The organism is Hymenobacter sp. BT188 (assembly GCF_014333585.1).
In the GTDB taxonomy this organism is placed as follows: Bacteria; Bacteroidota; Bacteroidia; order Cytophagales; family Hymenobacteraceae; genus Hymenobacter.
On sequence record NZ_JACSCW010000001.1, the window covers coordinates 803,151 to 818,868 of the forward strand.

At 54.7% G+C, this 15,718-nt stretch carries 14 protein-coding genes; 9 read left to right on the plus strand and 5 right to left on the minus strand.

Annotated elements, in window-relative coordinates:
• Window positions 1–94 precede the first annotated feature (94 nt).
• From ispG to H8B13_RS03185, 5 genes are all read left to right on the plus strand, one after another.
• Window positions 95–2,080 carry a (E)-4-hydroxy-3-methylbut-2-enyl-diphosphate synthase gene (gene ispG / locus H8B13_RS03165; RefSeq protein WP_187309560.1) on the plus strand — a complete coding sequence of 662 codons (1,986 nt, stop codon included), beginning with the start codon at window positions 95–97 and terminating at the stop codon, window positions 2,078–2,080.
• A gap of 563 nt (window positions 2,081–2,643) precedes the next feature.
• The gene (locus H8B13_RS03170) at window positions 2,644–3,069 is read left to right on the plus strand and encodes a hypothetical protein (RefSeq protein ID WP_187309357.1); all 426 of its coding nucleotides are present in this window, start codon (window positions 2,644–2,646) and stop codon (window positions 3,067–3,069) included.
• A 169-nt stretch (window positions 3,070–3,238) separates the two neighbouring features.
• Window positions 3,239–3,913 (plus strand): NAD-dependent epimerase/dehydratase family protein, encoded by a 675-nt coding sequence (locus H8B13_RS03175; RefSeq protein WP_187309358.1) that lies wholly within the window; start codon window positions 3,239–3,241, stop codon window positions 3,911–3,913.
• Window positions 3,914–3,977: 64 nt separating this feature from the next.
• On the plus strand, window positions 3,978–4,661 hold the full coding sequence (locus H8B13_RS03180) for an HAD family hydrolase (protein WP_187309359.1): 684 nt from the start codon (window positions 3,978–3,980) through the stop codon (window positions 4,659–4,661).
• Window positions 4,662–4,693: 32 nt separating this feature from the next.
• The gene (locus H8B13_RS03185; protein ID WP_187309360.1) at window positions 4,694–5,014 is read left to right on the plus strand and encodes a DUF6984 family protein; all 321 of its coding nucleotides are present in this window, start codon (window positions 4,694–4,696) and stop codon (window positions 5,012–5,014) included.
• Window positions 5,015–5,020: 6 nt separating this feature from the next.
• Here the strand turns inward: H8B13_RS03185 and H8B13_RS03190 are convergent, their stop codons facing one another.
• Window positions 5,021–5,479, minus strand: a complete 459-nt coding sequence (locus H8B13_RS03190) for a nuclear transport factor 2 family protein (RefSeq protein WP_187309361.1) — start codon at window positions 5,477–5,479, stop codon at window positions 5,021–5,023.
• Between the two features lie 192 nt (window positions 5,480–5,671).
• A complete protein-coding gene (locus tag H8B13_RS03195) occupies window positions 5,672–7,024 on the minus strand; it encodes a vanadium-dependent haloperoxidase (protein ID WP_187309362.1) in 1,353 nt (450 codons plus the stop codon).
• Between the two features lie 449 nt (window positions 7,025–7,473).
• Here H8B13_RS03195 and H8B13_RS03200 point away from each other — a divergent pair, with 449 nt between their 5' ends.
• The 4 genes from H8B13_RS03200 (at window position 7,474) to H8B13_RS03215 (ending at window position 10,154) form a co-directional block, all read left to right on the plus strand.
• Window positions 7,474–7,647, plus strand: coding sequence for a DUF6728 family protein (locus H8B13_RS03200; protein ID WP_165963537.1), 174 nt, complete (start codon window positions 7,474–7,476; stop codon window positions 7,645–7,647).
• A gap of 7 nt (window positions 7,648–7,654) precedes the next feature.
• Window positions 7,655–8,011 carry an MmcQ/YjbR family DNA-binding protein gene (locus H8B13_RS03205; RefSeq protein WP_187309363.1) on the plus strand — a complete coding sequence of 119 codons (357 nt, stop codon included), beginning with the start codon at window positions 7,655–7,657 and terminating at the stop codon, window positions 8,009–8,011.
• A gap of 209 nt (window positions 8,012–8,220) precedes the next feature.
• Complete coding sequence (locus H8B13_RS03210) at window positions 8,221–8,538, plus strand: hypothetical protein (protein ID WP_187309364.1); 318 nt, start codon at window positions 8,221–8,223, stop codon at window positions 8,536–8,538.
• Window positions 8,535–10,154 (plus strand): FAD-binding protein, encoded by a 1,620-nt coding sequence (locus H8B13_RS03215; RefSeq protein ID WP_187309365.1) that lies wholly within the window; start codon window positions 8,535–8,537, stop codon window positions 10,152–10,154. The genes H8B13_RS03210 and H8B13_RS03215 overlap by 4 nt, the downstream gene beginning before the upstream one ends.
• A gap of 285 nt (window positions 10,155–10,439) precedes the next feature.
• Here the strand turns inward: H8B13_RS03215 and leuS are convergent, their stop codons facing one another.
• The 3 genes from leuS to H8B13_RS03230 form a co-directional block, all read right to left on the minus strand.
• Window positions 10,440–13,223: a leucine--tRNA ligase gene (gene leuS / locus H8B13_RS03220; RefSeq protein ID WP_187309366.1), complete on the minus strand. Its 2,784-nt coding sequence runs from the start codon at window positions 13,221–13,223 to the stop codon at window positions 10,440–10,442.
• Window positions 13,224–13,618: 395 nt separating this feature from the next.
• The gene (locus H8B13_RS03225) at window positions 13,619–14,824 is read right to left on the minus strand and encodes a porin (RefSeq protein ID WP_187309367.1); all 1,206 of its coding nucleotides are present in this window, start codon (window positions 14,822–14,824) and stop codon (window positions 13,619–13,621) included.
• A gap of 56 nt (window positions 14,825–14,880) precedes the next feature.
• Complete coding sequence (locus H8B13_RS03230) at window positions 14,881–15,594, minus strand: spheroidene monooxygenase (protein ID WP_261990207.1); 714 nt, start codon at window positions 15,592–15,594, stop codon at window positions 14,881–14,883.
• Between the last annotated feature and the right edge of the window lie 124 nt (window positions 15,595–15,718).

The window sequence follows — 15,718 nt, forward strand, 5'->3', positions numbered from 1 at the left end:
CTTCCCGGAAGCCGACGGGAGCTTGTACCTTTGCGGCGCCGCAACTTTCCCTTTGCCTCGCGAGTTTTCTACCCAGAAAATTGCCCCCCAGATGATGAATAAGATTTATTGCCCCAGCCTCACTGAGTACCAGCGCCGCCTTTCGCGGGAAGTTAAGATTGGCGATGTGCCGCTGGGGGGCAAAAATCCCATCCGCGTGCAGAGCATGACCACCGTGGATACCATGGACACGCTCGGCTCGGTGGAGCAGACGCTGCGCATGGTGGAGGCCGGCTGCGAATACGTGCGCATCACGGCGCCCAGCATGAAGGAGGCCCAGAACCTACTGGAAATCAAGAAGGAGCTGCGTAAACGCGGCTGCGACGTGCCACTTATTGCTGACATTCACTTCACGCCCAACGCCGCTGAGCTAGCCGCCCGCATCGTGGAGAAAGTGCGCGTGAACCCCGGCAACTACGCCGACAAGAAGAAATTCGACTTCATAGAATACACCGACGCTACCTATCAAGACGAGGTAAACCGCATCCGCGAACGGTTCCGGCCGCTGGTCCAGATTTGCAAGCAGTACGGCACGGCTATGCGCATCGGCACCAACCACGGCTCTTTGTCGGACCGTATTTTGAGTCGCTACGGCGACACGCCGCTGGGCATGGTGGAGTCGGCGCTGGAGTTTCTGCGCCTCTGCGAGGAGGAGAATTATTACGATGTGGTGCTCAGCATGAAGGCCTCCAATACCCAGGTGATGGTGCAGGCCTACCGCCTGTTGGTGCAAAAGCTGGACGAAGAAGGTCTGCAACCGTACCCTCTGCACTTGGGCGTGACCGAAGCCGGCGAAGCTGAAGACGGTCGTATTAAGTCGGCCGTGGGCATCGGTACACTGCTGGAAGACGGCATTGGCGACACTGTGCGCGTGTCGCTCACCGAAGCACCCGAAGCCGAAGCGCCAGTCGCTAAAGCCTTGATTGACCGCTATACCAACCGCGCTGCCGAAGCCAAGCCCATTGCGCCCGTGACGGAAGTGCCCATCGACCCGTTCCAGTATCACCGCCGCATCACGCGCGAAGTGCTGAACCTTGGGGGGCAAAATGTGCCGCGCGTCATGGCCGATATTTCGCGGTTGTCGTCGGTGGAGTATGCCGATTTGCGCGCCGTGGGGCAGTTGTATTCGGTGTTTCTGGACAAGTTTCAGATGAATGACTTGGGCGCTGACTATATCTACAGCGGCCAGCGCCCGGTGCCATTTATGCTGCCCAATGGCCTGAAGGAAGTAGTAGACTACCAAGCCTGGCTCGATGCCGGCTGCCGTGCCGACCATTACCCGGTGCTCACTCAGGCTGAATACGCTACCGCCGGCCCGCAGCACACGGAGCTGAATTTCGTATTTCAGAACCTGGAGTCACTCACGCCACCGGCGCTCGAACAGCTTCGCGCCGATGCTACGGCCGTCATTATCCTCTACACCGATAATGCCCACGCGATGCCGGAACTCCGCCGGACTTTTTTCCGACTGATCAATCATGGGGTAACAAACCCGGTGATTATCAACCGCCAATACCCGGTGCTCACGCCCGAGCAAACCCAGCTCTACGCTGCCACCGACGTCGGTGGTTTGCTCTTGGACGGACTTGGTGATGGCATAGTGCTCAGCACCGAATTGCTACCCGAGCGCGCCAAAGCGGATTGGCTGCCCACTATCGACCAGCTCAATCAGCTCTCCTTCGGCATCCTGCAAGCGGCCCGCACCCGCATGAGCAAGGCGGAGTACATCAGCTGCCCGAGCTGCGGCCGCACCCTGTTCGACCTCCAGGAAACCACCGCCATGATCCGTAAGCGCACCGACCACCTCAAGGGCGTCAAAATCGGCATTATGGGCTGCATTGTGAACGGCCCCGGCGAAATGGCCGACGCCGACTATGGCTACGTGGGCGTGGGCAAAGGCAAGATCGCCCTCTACCGCGGCCAGGATGTAATCAAGAAAGCCGTACCCGAAGAACTCGCCGTGGATGAGCTAATTGAGCTAATGCGTGAAGACGGCCGCTGGATTGAGCCCGTACGGCTAGAGGAGCCGGTAGGGGCGTAGGTGTGAATAATGGGAGCAATTCATTTTGTGTTCACCTGCTTCTATTGCGCAGCTTCCCGAGGGCTAAATTCACTCACTACAGCCTGTGCAGGCATGGGTATTTTTGTAGGAATATGCGTGCTTAACTTAATTGAATTGCATTGTGTCCTAATTGGGTATGAACAGCATTTAGAAGCACTGCCTCTCTTGTCAATAGTATTAGTGCCATGTTTTCTTTCATGGGCACTACTGGAGAGGATGTACAGTAAAAAGTATAGAAATGTCGCTGGACAAGCTCGCAAAATATATGGTCTGCAACGTCTGATGTATGGTTTACTTGGCTTTGGGTATATAATGGGGGCTGCGATGCTAATGGCTGTGTTGAGACTTTATTAGTAGTATATTCTTGCGTTTGGCATGCTGAGCTGGGCGAAGCATATCTACTAGGCGTCTGGCTATTGTTTGGGAGATATGCTTCGCCCAGCTCAGCATGACAGTTTTATTGACTCAAATGGATGCTAAGTGAATCAGCGCTTTTACAAAAGGTCCGTTATTTGCTTTCTGGTTCGGCTCGACTAGAAACCATGAAGAACCTATTTGCATTGATCCTGGTGTGCCTGCTGGGCACTACCGCTGCACAGGCCCAAGATATTCAGTCCATCGGCAAGGATAGAAAGGCCATCAAGAAGGACGTGCGCAAGCGTGACAGGAAATACAAGAAGCTGCGCGTGGACATAGCCGCAGACGGCAGTGACATAGAATGGTATCAAGCCGGTGACAAGAACCCGGACAATGCCACGATTGGCTTTGGGTATCGCAATGATGTTTGTGTGACTACGCTGACGGCTTTGGCAGACTCAGTTAGCCTTTTGAAAATGCAAACCAAACTGAATGCCCGCAACGAGCAAACCGATGAAGCCGTCTGGGATTCAAAAGACGGGAAGTACCGCACAAACATCACCACTAGCCCCGGTCAGTACTACGTGATTACACGGCGGCGTAAAGAGTAACAATGCTGGTCTTCTGAGCAGAACAGACGACCTACTCTACGTACAAGCTAGAAGAAGGACCCGGAAGGCAGTAGTTGTCATTCGGGTCCTTTTGGTTTCGGTGGGGGGCATTTTTAGTTAACTGCCTTGTTGCTTAAAATATCTTGCGTGGCTGAACGTCTACCGCTGCATGAAGATCAGAGCAATTATTACTGGGGTAACCGGCATGGTGGGAGAAGGTGTACTACACGAGTGCCTCAACGACCCCGACGTGGAGCAGGTGCTGTCCATTAGCCGCAAGCCCTACGGCCTGAACCACCCTAAGCTGCGCGAAATCGTGCACAGCGACTTCCACGATTTGTCGGCCATACAGGACCAGTTAACGGGCTACAATGCCTGCTTTTTCTGTCTGGGCGTGTCGTCGGTGGGGATGAAGGAACAGGAGTATCGCCGCATCACCCACGATCTGACCCTGCACTTTGCCCAAACCTTACTCACCCGCAATCCAGATCTTACGTTCTGTTATGTGTCGGGGGCAGGCACAGACGGCACCGAGCAAGGCAAGCTGATGTGGGCGCGGGTGAAAGGCCAGACCGAAAATGACTTGCTGAAGATGCCTTTTCAGAAAGCCTACATGTTTCGCCCCGGCTTTATGTACCCGACCAAAGGCCTGAAAAATACGTTGTCCTCTTACGCTTACATCTCTTGGCTTTATCCGGTGCTGCGGCCCCTGTTTCCCAAGTATGTTTCCACGTTGCAGGAAATGGGTTTGGCTATGATTAATGCGGTGCGCATCGGCTACCCGAAACGAGTGCTGGAAGTGCCGGATATAGTGGCGCTGGCCAAGCAGAAGGTGCGCGCGTAGTCTGGCTGTGGGGGGCAAATACCCGTAGAAGGCGTACTACATTTGTCCGACAACTGCCTTCTACATGATTAAAACCGTCATTTTCGATATGGACGGCGTGCTGGTTGACACCGAGCCGCTGCACCGCGACGCCTTTTTTCAGCACTTCGCCGAGCTAGGCGTAGAGCTAACTGCAGAGAAATACGCCACGTTTCTGGGCTCCTCTACCCGCAATATGTACCAGCAGTTCAAGGAGGAATTTAGCCTGACAGAGGATGTAGAAACGCTGATGAGCCGCAAGCGCGAGTTCTTCGGGAAAGCATTCGACGAATCGACCGACTTAGAGTTGCTGCCCGGTGCCCGCGAACTGGTCCTTGATCTGCACCATGCCGGCATGCCGCTTCAACTAGCCTCGTCGGCTTCCAAAGAAACGATTCACCGCGTGTTTAAGCGCTTCAAGCTGTATCCGTACTTTGATAACCTAGTTAGCGGGGAAGATTTCCCTCAGTCGAAGCCCAATCCGGCGCTTTTCCTGCACGCCGCCAAGCTGGCCGGAAAGCCCGTGCACGAGTGCCTGGTAATCGAGGATTCGGCCAACGGTGTGACGGCCGCTAAAGCCGCCGGCATGTACTGCATCGGCTTCAGTAGCCCGCACTCCGGCGGCCAGGACTTACACCATGCCGATCAGGTGGTGCCTGATCTGCGAGAGCTTAATGCTGAGTTGATTCTGAGACTTTCAACGCCGGTAAGTTTGCCAGCAAATACGTAAGTATCTGCTGGCCTTCGTAGTAGCTCGAAGAAATGGAGAAGCGTCTGTTAACCTTGCCGGAGCTGGGCTTGCTGATATGTATGTTGCGCGGCAAGCCGAACGTTGAAAAAATACTGGCCTTGCTACCTACCGCTGAGGTGCAAGAAATGGATGATGGCGGTATGGGCAGCCTACGTTTTGTGAGCAGCAAGCAGAATCGGCATCTTGGTCAGGTAGTAGCGGAACTCTGGTACAAAGATGAAGATGAAGTGCCGGTGCTGGCCTCACTCTACCTGGATACCGAAGGCGACCTGTATGAACTCGACAGTTGGAAAGCAGATTCTACGCCGTTGAGGCGCATCCCCGCTTTCTAACAGTGTCTACTTACACTTTTCCTTGCGGCGCGTGTCGATGATGTGCACGATTTTCCAGCCCTCGGCCAGCTTCACCAACTGAAACGAATTGTAGCCGCAGTGGCTGAAGGTGGTACCCACATAAAACTGGTACGGCGTCCAGACGCTGGCCAGATTGGCATCAATGAGTACTTGTTCGAAGGTGATGCGCTCATCGTACACTTCCTTGTGCGGCGTGCCCACGCTTTTCAGAAAACCTGCCACTTTCTCCGTCTGTACCTGCGTTTTGCCCTCGCGGTTGGCAATAACTTGGAATACCGCGCCCGGCGCCAACGTGCTTCGTACCATCGTACTGTCGCCGCGCCGCATGCCGTCGAAGAACGTGTTGATGGTTTGCTTAACGGCGGCAGTTTCGGTGGCGCTGGCTTGGGCGAAGGCCGCAAAATTGCCCCCCAGAAGGCAGGCAGCGAGGAGAAGTTTTTTCATGAAAGAGGGGTGCGGATACTGTCAACTGGATTACAACAGCAAAGACGCTACAAATTACCAGAAAGCTGCGCTGTAGGATTTGCGTCCTAAAAAAAGCCCCCCAGGCCAGTTTTTTACGCCCATGAAAAAAGGTGTTTGCCCTTTTCTAGGAGGACAAACACCTTTTTTCTGAAAAGTTCAGGCTTCAGATTATCAATTCGGTGTTAGGTTAAGGTCAGCGATTCTATTGCCTAGTTCTATGCCCATTTGTATGGAAGCCAGCTGTGTAAACCGGTAGTGTATGCCCGCGTAGATTCTGGAAAAAGCAGCCTCTTCTCTCATTGCCGAAATAGAAGGATACTGCCGGGCCGGTAAACCTCGCCAGGTATATGTGTTGTCGGTTACTGGAATGTCGCCAAATTCTCTTATCAGTACTTGCGTAACGGGCGCGTTGTGCCCAACAAGTCCAGAAGGATACTCAGGGTAAGGCGGATTGGGCAAATATGATTGCCAGGTAGGGTCAATTAGGCGCTGGATATAAGTAACCGGGCGCAATAGATTATACTGATACTTTCCTCTAAAGGTATTAATAGGGCCGTCCTTCATGGCAATGCCGGTTTTGGCATATACTTCCGCTGCTCGTCCTAGTCTGGCATTTTGACTCTTCAATAGCCCAGTTATGATATTCAGACCATGGTAGGGGGCCGGAACGCCTACGCCTACACCACCCGCATCAGCCCACCAGTTTGCTGTTGCTCTTTGTTCTGTGGTCAAGGCTTTGCCAATATCATACACTTCTTTCGCCTGCTTATAAAATTCGGAGGATGGATCTTCTGAATACGCAACTGGTAAAGGGGGCGCAGTAGCCGTTAAGCTGTGGGCTAGAAAAGGCCGTGAGTTCTGTAAAAAAGGTCCTTGCGGGGCGGCGAAAGCAGGCGGGGTAAGTACCCAGGATCCTGGAAATACCGGTAACACATAGCCTTGGCTGCCTGTATTGAAGTTGTCGGTGGCGGACCAGGCGTAGATGGCACTCGCCACGGCGCGCCCGTGGGCTTGCGAACGGGTTAAAACGGCATCGGCAGTACTTAAGCGGTAGCGGTTGTTGTAAGCATTTTCCAACGAATCCATCCGGGCTCTATCTGAGTCGGTTAGGCCCACTAACAGCTGCTTGTACATACTGGCCAGGGATGCATTAGCACTGGCCCCCCACAAATACTCCCGGCCTGGCTCCGGGGTCGGCATGGGGGGCATTTGGTAAAGTTTGGTGGATAAACTGACGGCTCCCCTTATGCCCGGACGCACGGTTTCGTAAAGGCCGACGCCAATGTAGCCGAAGGCTCGATTGTTCGCTAGAACATTTGGTTGTGGAGTTCTACGCAGTTCAATCTTTGCGATCAGATCATACCAGTCATATACGACGTTGGCACTTTCTTCCTGAGCTGTTTTGGATGGGTGGCGAATTATTTCCTCATACAGCTCATCGCAGCTATAGAAGAACATGGCGGACATAAAAAGCGCGAACAGCTGAGCCACTTTTCGGTGGCTGTTTAATAAAGGCAGTTTCATAGCGAAATTGGTTTGGTGGAAGAAGGCCTGTTGGGGAATCACAAGAGACTCAGGCAGGAATTGTCTATCGATTGGACATCCTGATTCTCAAGTGAAATAAACGAGGGAACGGCTTCTATTGCTTTATATGCGCATAGAGTAGCTCAAAGCCATTGGCACAGTGCTGCGATTCCGAAGGGCTCATCTTCGGGCGAATCCGGATCTAAGGGGTAGAAGTTATCTACTCATATAATTTAATAAAATATTAATAAAACTCAAAATTTTATTTGATTAATTATAATAAAACAAAATCTTATAACGAGCTTGATAGTCATTAAAACAGCGTTTTTGAGGTTTTAGACAGCTTTTCCAAATTTATTGGGGGCCATCATTTTCTGTATTTATTTTACCTTGCAATCAAATCATTCCGGGCTTCCGGATGTTCTTAATACATACCAAAAGCCACTGTAATGAAAGGTCGTAACCTGTTTAATTTCGGTCCTGCCCTCGGTTATTTCTTCCGTAAGAACGACCCGAACCGGCATACCAACTTCAACCTGCGTACCATGCATTTTATCAATAAGCTCTCCATGGCTATGTTCTTGGTTTGCTTGCTGGTAATGCTGTTCCGCTACGTTCTCTAGTCTTAAAATGAACATCGAAGATTACCGCGACTATTGCCTCTTAAAGTCCGGCGTGACCGAGGAAACTCCTTTCGATGATGACACGCTGGTATTCAAGGTGGGGGGCAAAATTTTCGCCCTCACCAGCATCAGTCAGTATGGTAGCGTTAATCTTAAATGTGACCCTGAGCGTGCCGTGCAACTCCGCGAGGAGTTTGACTACGTGCTACCGGGGTACCATATGAATAAGAAACACTGGAACACCGTTGTCATTGGTAGCGGTGTTTCTGCTTCTCAGCTCCGCGAGTGGACCGATCATTCGTACGATCTGGTACGAGCGTCGCTACCACGCGCCATACGCGAAGAACTCGCTAAAGACTGCTAAGTAGCTCTTCATAATACTGCTTTATTACAAGGCCATGTTGCCCGAACCACGACAGGTTTGGGTAACATGGCCTCTTTTATTCGGATAGCTTGTGTTTAGAATATTTTATATATAAATTATGAATATACTTACTATTCAAACCTGCTATGAGTCGATATGTACCTACTATACTAGTGTTAGGAATGGTGAGCAGTGTCTTATCAGGCTGTATGACTACGCGCATTGCTACGGTGTATGACTGCGATTCAGTCGTGAATGACCCGAACAATACAAAGGTGGTCACCTCATATTTCTGGGGTCTAAAGCAGCCTGCCGACATAAAGCCGCCCTGCGATTCGCGCTTTAACCATCTGAACAGCGTTACGGTAAACACCAATTTCGGCTACTTCCTGCTTTCTCTGGTCACGGTAGGTGTCGTGACAAAGCAGCGCGTAAGCTGGTGCTGTGCGCCCTACACACCCGCTGTTGACACGCTGGGCCTTGGACCCGTAACCAAGCCCGAACTCCGGTTATCCGTCCGACCATGAGCCTGCCCAACGGAATTGAGGCGCTCCCCATGGCGGAGTGGACCAATCGCCACGAAAACTTCACGCAGCGCTTGCAAGCCAGCGCTTGCTTCAAGCTGCGCATTCCCAATCTGCCCACCAGCCAGGCGCAGTACCGACAGACGACGGCTAACTTCCAGTGGCTGATCCGCTACGGCATCGAGCACAACGTGCGGATGCGGGCCATAGCCAAAGGCTGGTCGTTTTCGGAAGTTGCTGTGACCGATGGCGGCTTGGTAGACACATTGGCCCTGCGACAGTCGTTTGCCTTGCAGCCGAGCATGGTCGCGCCGGCTTACCAGACTGCCGGGCGTACAGCCGACAATCTGTTTTTTACGGAGTGCGGCATGAGCATCATCGGCTTAGAGCAGCAACTGGAGTCCCGGCAAAAGTCGGTACGGGCTTCCGGGGCCAGCAATGGGCAAAGTATTGTGGGCGCGTTATCCACCGGAACGCACGGAGGGGCTTTTCGCTTCGGTTCGATTCAGGAAACGGTGGTGGGTTTGCATATTGTCACGGGCCCCGACCGGCACGTGTGGCTGGAGCGAGCGTCGTACCCAGTGGCCGCACCCAAATTCACGGACTGGCTGGGCGTAACGGACGTGTTTCGCGACGATGACCTATTCAACGCGGCCTTGGTGAGCTTCGGTAGCTTCGGCTTTATCCATGGTGTACTGCTGGAAACAGAGCCGTTGTTTTTGCTCGAAGAATCCAGCTCGCCGCGCGTGCCCTACCGCGAAGGGGTAAAGCGGCTCATGACCGACCTCGACCTGACGGGCCTGAAACCGTGGCTGCAACTCCCACTCAACGACCCCACGCGCCAGCCCTACCACCTCACCATCATCATCAACCCCCACCAGTTCGACCCTACAGGTGCTGATCCGAACCGGGGCGTGTTTGTGCAACTGCTGTTTAAGGCGCCCTACCGATTGGTGTACCCGCGCCGGCCGGCACCCGCCGCGGGCTTTATCTACGGTGATAGTTCATTGGGCCTGATTTCGACAGTGCTCGACCATCTGGGTAATGCCGGCGTGGCGTTGGTACCTACGCTCGTGAATCGGCTGTACCCGCTAGCCTTGGAGCGCAACAACGGCACGGCCGGCACCATGAGTGAGACCTTCGACAACACCAACATTCGAGGCAAAGCGGCCAGCGCCGCCATCGGCATCGATAACCGCGACGTGCTGCGCGTGCTGGCCGAAGTTCATTCGCTCAACCAACAAACGCCCTTTCCTGGTGTGCTGGGCTTGCGATTTGTAAAAGGCACCAAAGCCACCCTAGGCTTCACGCGCTTCCCGGTTACGGCCGTGCTGGAATTCGACGGCGTCGAGGCCCGAGTTACGCGCCGGTTTCTTGAGATGATCTGGGCCCGCTTGGAAATCCTGAACATCGCGTACACGCTGCATTGGGGAAAAATTAACTTTAACCTAACCGAACCTCGCCTCCTTAAAATGTACGGCGACACCGCCGTAAACCAGTGGCTTGCCAGCCGCCACCGCCTGCTTGACGCCCCCACACGTTGGGTATTTACAAACCCCTTCATGGAGCGCTGCGGCCTCGATAAAGCACCTGCGCGTGTGCCCGGCCCGGTAGTGTAGCCTCACGATTGGCCTCACCCCCCGGCCCCCTCTCCCAAAAAGAGGGGGAGCCTGACGCTAGTTGTTCTTCGTCGCACCTTCGGCTCTCGCCTCAGGCACGACTACCGAGTCGTATCCATAAAAAAGCCCCCCAGAAATGTTTCTGGGGGGCTTTTTTTACTTTGCCATTGCGAATGTCAAGCTGATAGCGGTTGCGAAGGCGCGAGCCGACGCAGCCGCGTAGGCCGGGCGTCAGGCTCCCCCTCTTTTTGGGAGTGGGGGCCGGGGGGTGAGGCCTATGTGAGCCTACACTACCACATTCACCATTCGGCCAGGTACGACGATTACCTTTTTCGCCGCTTTGCCTTCGCTGAACTTCTCGAATATCTCCGAGGCCAACACTTCCTTTTCAATATCAGCGGCAACAGCAGCGGCGGCGAAGGTCATTTTGCCGCGCATCTTGCCGTTGAAGGAAATGGGGTAGTCGATGCTGGCTTCTTCGAGGTATTTCTCCTCGAATACCGGAAATTGGGCCGTAGTAATGCTGCCGGGCTCGTGACCTAGCTCCGCCCATAGCTCCTCCGCCAAGTGAGGCGCGTAGGGCGAAATAATAACTGTGAGCGGCTCCAGAATAGCGCGCTTGTGGCAATTCAGGGCCGTCAGCTCGTTCACGGCAATCATGAAGGTGCTGACGGACGTGTTGAACGAGAACCGCTCAATGTCTTCTTGCGCCTTTTTGATGGCTTTGTGCAGAGCCTTCAACTCGGCGGGCGTCGCGGCCTCATCGGTAACGGCTAGCTGGCCATCTTCGGGATGGAAGAGACGCCAGAGCTTCTTGAGGAAGCTGCTCACGCCGCTCATGCCACTAGTATTCCAAGGCTTGAACTGCTCCAGCGGCCCCAAGAACATCTCGTAAAGGCGCAAAGTATCAGCACCGTAACGACTAATTAACTCATCGGGATTAGCTACGTTGAAGCGGTTTTTCGACATCTTCTCAACTTCCCAACCGCAGAGGTAGCGTCCATCATCTTCGGTGATAAATTCTGCATCCGCGAAGTCAGGACGCCACCGACGAAATGCTTCCATATTCATGAAATCATTCTCCACGATGCTGATATCTACGTGCAAAGCAGTGGTTTCGTACTGATCCTTTTTACCTAATGAAACGAATGTATTCGTGCCATTAATCCGATACACGAAGTTCGACCGCCCCAAAATCATCCCCTGATTAATCAGCTTCTGGAAAGGCTCGTTGCCGCTGACGAGGCCCAGATCCTTCAAAAACAGATACCAGAAACGGGCATACAGCAAGTGGCCAGTGGCGTGCTCAGCGCCGCCCATGTAGAGGTCAACAGTTTGCCAGTACTGCTCGGCTTCCTCGCTCACAAACCGCTCGTCGTTGTGCGGGTCCATGTAGCGGAGGTAGTACCAGCTAGAGCCGGCCCAGCCGGGCATAGTGCTTAGCTCGAAGTCGAACTTGCCGCGGTACTTCCAGTCCTGCGCGCGGCCCAGGGGCGGCTCGCCGGTTTCGGTGGGCTTGTACTCGTCGATTTCAGGCAGCACAATGGGCAAATCGGCTTCGGCCACGCCGTAGGCCACGCCTTCCTTGTAATAAATCGGGAGAGGCTCACCCCAGTAGCGCTGACGGCCAAAAATGGCGTCGCGCAGGCGGAAGTTTACCTTTCCTTTGCCCAAATTATGCTCTTCCAGCCAGGCAATGAGCTTGTCGTTGGCTTCTTTGAAGGTGAGGCCGTTGATGAGCTCAGAGTTGATGTAGCGACCTTCTTTCGTAGGGTCGGCTTGCTGATCGAGGTTCTGCTGGGCATCGGTGACGGCGATGATAGGCAGGTTGAAGTGCTTGGCGAAGAGGTAGTCGCGCTGGTCGCCGCTAGGCACGGCCATCACGGCGCCAGTGCCGTAGCCAGCCAGCACGTAGTCGGCCAACCACACCGGCACTGGCTCGCCACTCACCGGATTGGTAGCATAGCTGCCGGTAAATACCCCCGATACGGTCTTGGTGTCGGCCATCCGGTCGCGCTCCGAGCGGCGCTTGCTGGCCAGCACGTAGGCGTCTACGGCTTCTTTCTGCTCGGGCATGGTGAGTTGGGCGGCCAACTCATGCTCAGGCGCTAACACCATAAACGTCGCCCCATAAATTGTGTCGACGCGGGTGGTGTACACCTTGATACCCTGCTGGGGGGCATTTTGGAGCGGAAACATCACCTCGGCGCCCACTGAGCGGCCTATCCAGTTGCGCTGCATTTCCTTCACCGGCTCGGGCCAGTCAATGGTATCGAGACCCTGAAGCAAACGGTCGGCGTAGGCGGTGATGCGCAGGTTCCACTGGGGCATGAGGCGACGCTCGACGGGGTAGCCGCCGCGCTCCGAGAGGCCATCTTTCACCTCGTCATTGCTGAGCACTGTGCCCAGCGCCGCGCACCAGTTCACGTACGTATCCGACTGATACGCCAGACGGTAGGGGTGAACTGCGTCGATGCGCTGCTTCTCGGTCATCATTTGCCACTGCCCGGCCGTGAAGTCGTGGCGCTCGTCGGTGTCGCCAGCAGCGCGCACTCCGGCGCTGCCTTGGGTGCCGAAAATATCCTGCAACGTGCGGATGTTCTCGGCGCGGTTGGTGTCGAGGTTATACCAGGAGTTGAACAGCTTCAGGAAAATCCACTGCGTCCATTTGTAGTAGCTGGCGTCGGAGGTGCGGATTTCGCGGCTCCAGTCGTAGCTAAAACCCAGCGACGAGAGCTGCTCTATGTAGCGCTGAATGTTCTCGCGGGTCGTTTTTTCGGGGTGCTGACCGGTCTGGATGGCGTACTGCTCGGCGGGCAAGCCAAACGAGTCGAAACCCATGGGATGCAGCACGTTGAAGCCCTGCAAGCGCTTGAAGCGCGACACAATATCGGAGGCAATGTAGCCTAGCGGGTGCCCTACGTGCAGGCCCGCGCCGCTGGGGTACGGGAACATATCCAGCACGTAGTACTTGGGCTTGTCGGAGCTGTTGCTGACCTCAAACGTTTTATGCGTTTTCCAGTGGGCTTGCCACTTTTTTTCAATTTCCTCGGGACGATACGCGGGCATTAGCAGGAGTTTAGGCTGTTCTGAACAGGCGAAATTACGCAAAAAGCCGCGCGGCGCCTTGATAAATAGCCTAGCTTGACCACAAGGCACGCTTCGCCGGCTCTGGGGGGCTTTTTAAGCGGCTGGTTGGGATTTTTGGTTTGGTCTTGCTGAATCTAGAACTTGCTTATCAAAGTATCTCTACCGCTCCGCCACTCTTATCTCTTCCGTTTGTCATCCTGAGCAGAGCGAAGGACCTTCTCACCGAAGAACGACTAGCTTAACAACGACTTGTTCAACTGTTATAAGGTCCTTCGCTCTGCTCAGGATGACAAATAGTATGGGGTAGGTGATGACAGACGTTTTAAGCGCACTTTGCTTTGCTCGGTACGACCTGCAGCGAGGTTATTGTGTGCTTAAATACCTAGCTCAAACTGAAATACGCCGCCCCAGCGGTTGCCGGGAGCATCGAGGTCCCAGTTGCCGCGCGCGGGCTGGTAGCTGGCATTCAGCTGGGCTTTCACACGGTGCTTGCGTAGGTATTTAGTCAGGCCCACTTCCAGCACTTCCTGCTGATCAACTTGCTCTCGAATCACTTGGTCGGGCTGTAGCCAGGAGTAACGCAATGCTGGCTCCCAGCCCGAGGGGAAATAATAGGAAAGCTGCTGGTTAACGCCCCGGCCCACAAAAGCATAGCGCGGATCGTCGGTAGAATTGTAGGTAAACGGATCGGGGCTGTGCCGCTGCATGTACTCGGCCAGATACGCCCAGCCTTGGTATTTCACCATGGCATCGGAAATGAATGTTCCCAGGTCGACGGGGCTATATAAGTCAATGCCGAGCTGCCCGCCAGTGTTTGTGGTCCTTCGGTTGTAGCTGTAGCCCGCCGCCACCGATACTTTGGGGGTCGGCTCGCGGGCTAAGTCGCCCTCTGAGTAGTCGCCGCCGTCTTGGAATGCGCCAAAGGGTAGGTACTCCACGCGGCCTGTGTACGCCAATCCGGGGTCAGAACCGTTGGCACTCCGACCTTCGCCGGTAGTGATGGCGCCTTTCAGTGAGTACAGAGCCACCGGCCCGATGGGGTGAGTGAAATACACTTTGACACCAAAGTCACGGTCGATAGTCAGGGCCGAATTGACAATGGAGCGCTCCGCAAACTGCAACTGTCCCGACGACGTAACTCGCTGCCGGTTGCCGGGCAGTTTGTTGAGCCCAAATGCCACGTAGAAATTGGGGCTAAAGTTGTAGAAAATTACCGCGTCCCGCACAATGTTGGCAATGCCGGAAGCTTCAAAATCCTGGTCAGCGCGCGAGAAAGCAAGTTGTAAGCTATAGCCCAGCCGTTCGCGTAATACATAGCCATCAGCCCGCAAGCGCAACCGGCGCACTCGCGCATCGTACTCCCTTACGCCAAGATCAGTGCCTGAGCGGGTGACGAAGCCCGCCCGGTTTTGCATCCGAAAGCGGAAGTTAATAAAGAAGAGGGAGTCGGGGGAACGGAACTCCATGCCATTAAAGCGCACAGGCTTTTCATCCGCCTCGCCCTGGGCATACACCCGCTGATTCAGGCCCAATAAAAGCCCCCCGCTCAAGCCAGCGGCTACTAGTAAACGTCGCATCATAAGGCCGCAAGTACGGAAATCAGGCGCGGTCAGTTGGCACCCGCCGCCCCACAATATTATTGGAATACAGAGTGAAGAGGATTTTTGCCCCCCCAGGTGCCTTCGCTGCTCAGTACCCGAAACCGCGCAAACAGCTCCTCTACGTACCATTTTTCCTGCCGCGTCAGCCGAATAACTTCCTTATGCTTCTCGTCGCGGTAGGCGTACTGCTGCATGGCCTGGGCCGACTCCCAGATGCTGAATGTAGCCTGCCGCACCACCGGTAGTTCACCCAGCCCCACGGCGGCTAATACACCCTGCGCGCCTGCAATAGCGGCGCTGGTAGGCGCCACAAACTTCCAGAAGCGCGGCGTTTTCCACCAGCGAATGGAAGCGCGGGTAAGCACGGCTATCGGCCCGTCGCTGGGGGGCATTTCTGCGGCGTAGTCAAACGGATTAGTGCCATCCCAAAGCCCATGCGCTTTGATCGGAGCCAGATGCGCCGTCCAGACTTCCCGACTGCGCCGCTGATACTCCGCCCAAAGCGGGTGCGCCGCAAAAAAGGTCGCTGCCGCCGCTTCAGATTCCCAGACCGCCATCATCCCATACAGATGCAGATTCGGTCGCAGTCCGAACCCGTTATCGGCCCCGCTACCCAGCAGCTTGAAAAACCGCAGCCCCGCTACCTTGCGCAGCGGAGCCTGAGAAGTGCCCATCTGGGCTAAACCCCAGCGCGCCTGGCCCGGCGCTAAGCCGAATAATGAAATGGTAGTGAGTGGGGTAGGGGTCAAGGAAGCAGTGTTCAAAATCGAAAGTAAAGATGCACAACTATAACACCATCAGGCCGTCATGCTGAGCTTGCCGAAGCATCTCGCGTGCTGATGAGAGGTTAGTAATCCATTTCAAAAGGCGGTC

Bases quoted from the DNA above. Each gene is read 5' to 3' on its own strand.
- ispG (WP_187309560.1), top strand. From the start codon at position 95: ATGAATAAGATTTATTGCCCCAGCCTCACTGAGTACCAGCGCCGCCTT.
- H8B13_RS03170 (WP_187309357.1), top strand. From the start codon at position 2,644: ATGAAGAACCTATTTGCATTGATCCTGGTGTGCCTGCTGGGCACTACC.
- H8B13_RS03175 (WP_187309358.1), top strand. From the start codon at position 3,239: ATGAAGATCAGAGCAATTATTACTGGGGTAACCGGCATGGTGGGAGAA.
- H8B13_RS03180 (WP_187309359.1), top strand. From the start codon at position 3,978: ATGATTAAAACCGTCATTTTCGATATGGACGGCGTGCTGGTTGACACC.
- H8B13_RS03185 (WP_187309360.1), top strand. From the start codon at position 4,694: ATGGAGAAGCGTCTGTTAACCTTGCCGGAGCTGGGCTTGCTGATATGT.
- H8B13_RS03190 (WP_187309361.1), bottom strand. From the start codon at position 5,479: ATGAAAAAACTTCTCCTCGCTGCCTGCCTTCTGGGGGGCAATTTTGCG.
- H8B13_RS03195 (WP_187309362.1), bottom strand. From the start codon at position 7,024: ATGAAACTGCCTTTATTAAACAGCCACCGAAAAGTGGCTCAGCTGTTC.
- H8B13_RS03200 (WP_165963537.1), top strand. From the start codon at position 7,474: ATGAAAGGTCGTAACCTGTTTAATTTCGGTCCTGCCCTCGGTTATTTC.
- H8B13_RS03205 (WP_187309363.1), top strand. From the start codon at position 7,655: ATGAACATCGAAGATTACCGCGACTATTGCCTCTTAAAGTCCGGCGTG.
- H8B13_RS03210 (WP_187309364.1), top strand. From the start codon at position 8,221: ATGACTACGCGCATTGCTACGGTGTATGACTGCGATTCAGTCGTGAAT.
- H8B13_RS03215 (WP_187309365.1), top strand. From the start codon at position 8,535: ATGAGCCTGCCCAACGGAATTGAGGCGCTCCCCATGGCGGAGTGGACC.
- leuS (WP_187309366.1), bottom strand. From the start codon at position 13,223: ATGCCCGCGTATCGTCCCGAGGAAATTGAAAAAAAGTGGCAAGCCCAC.
- H8B13_RS03225 (WP_187309367.1), bottom strand. From the start codon at position 14,824: ATGATGCGACGTTTACTAGTAGCCGCTGGCTTGAGCGGGGGGCTTTTA.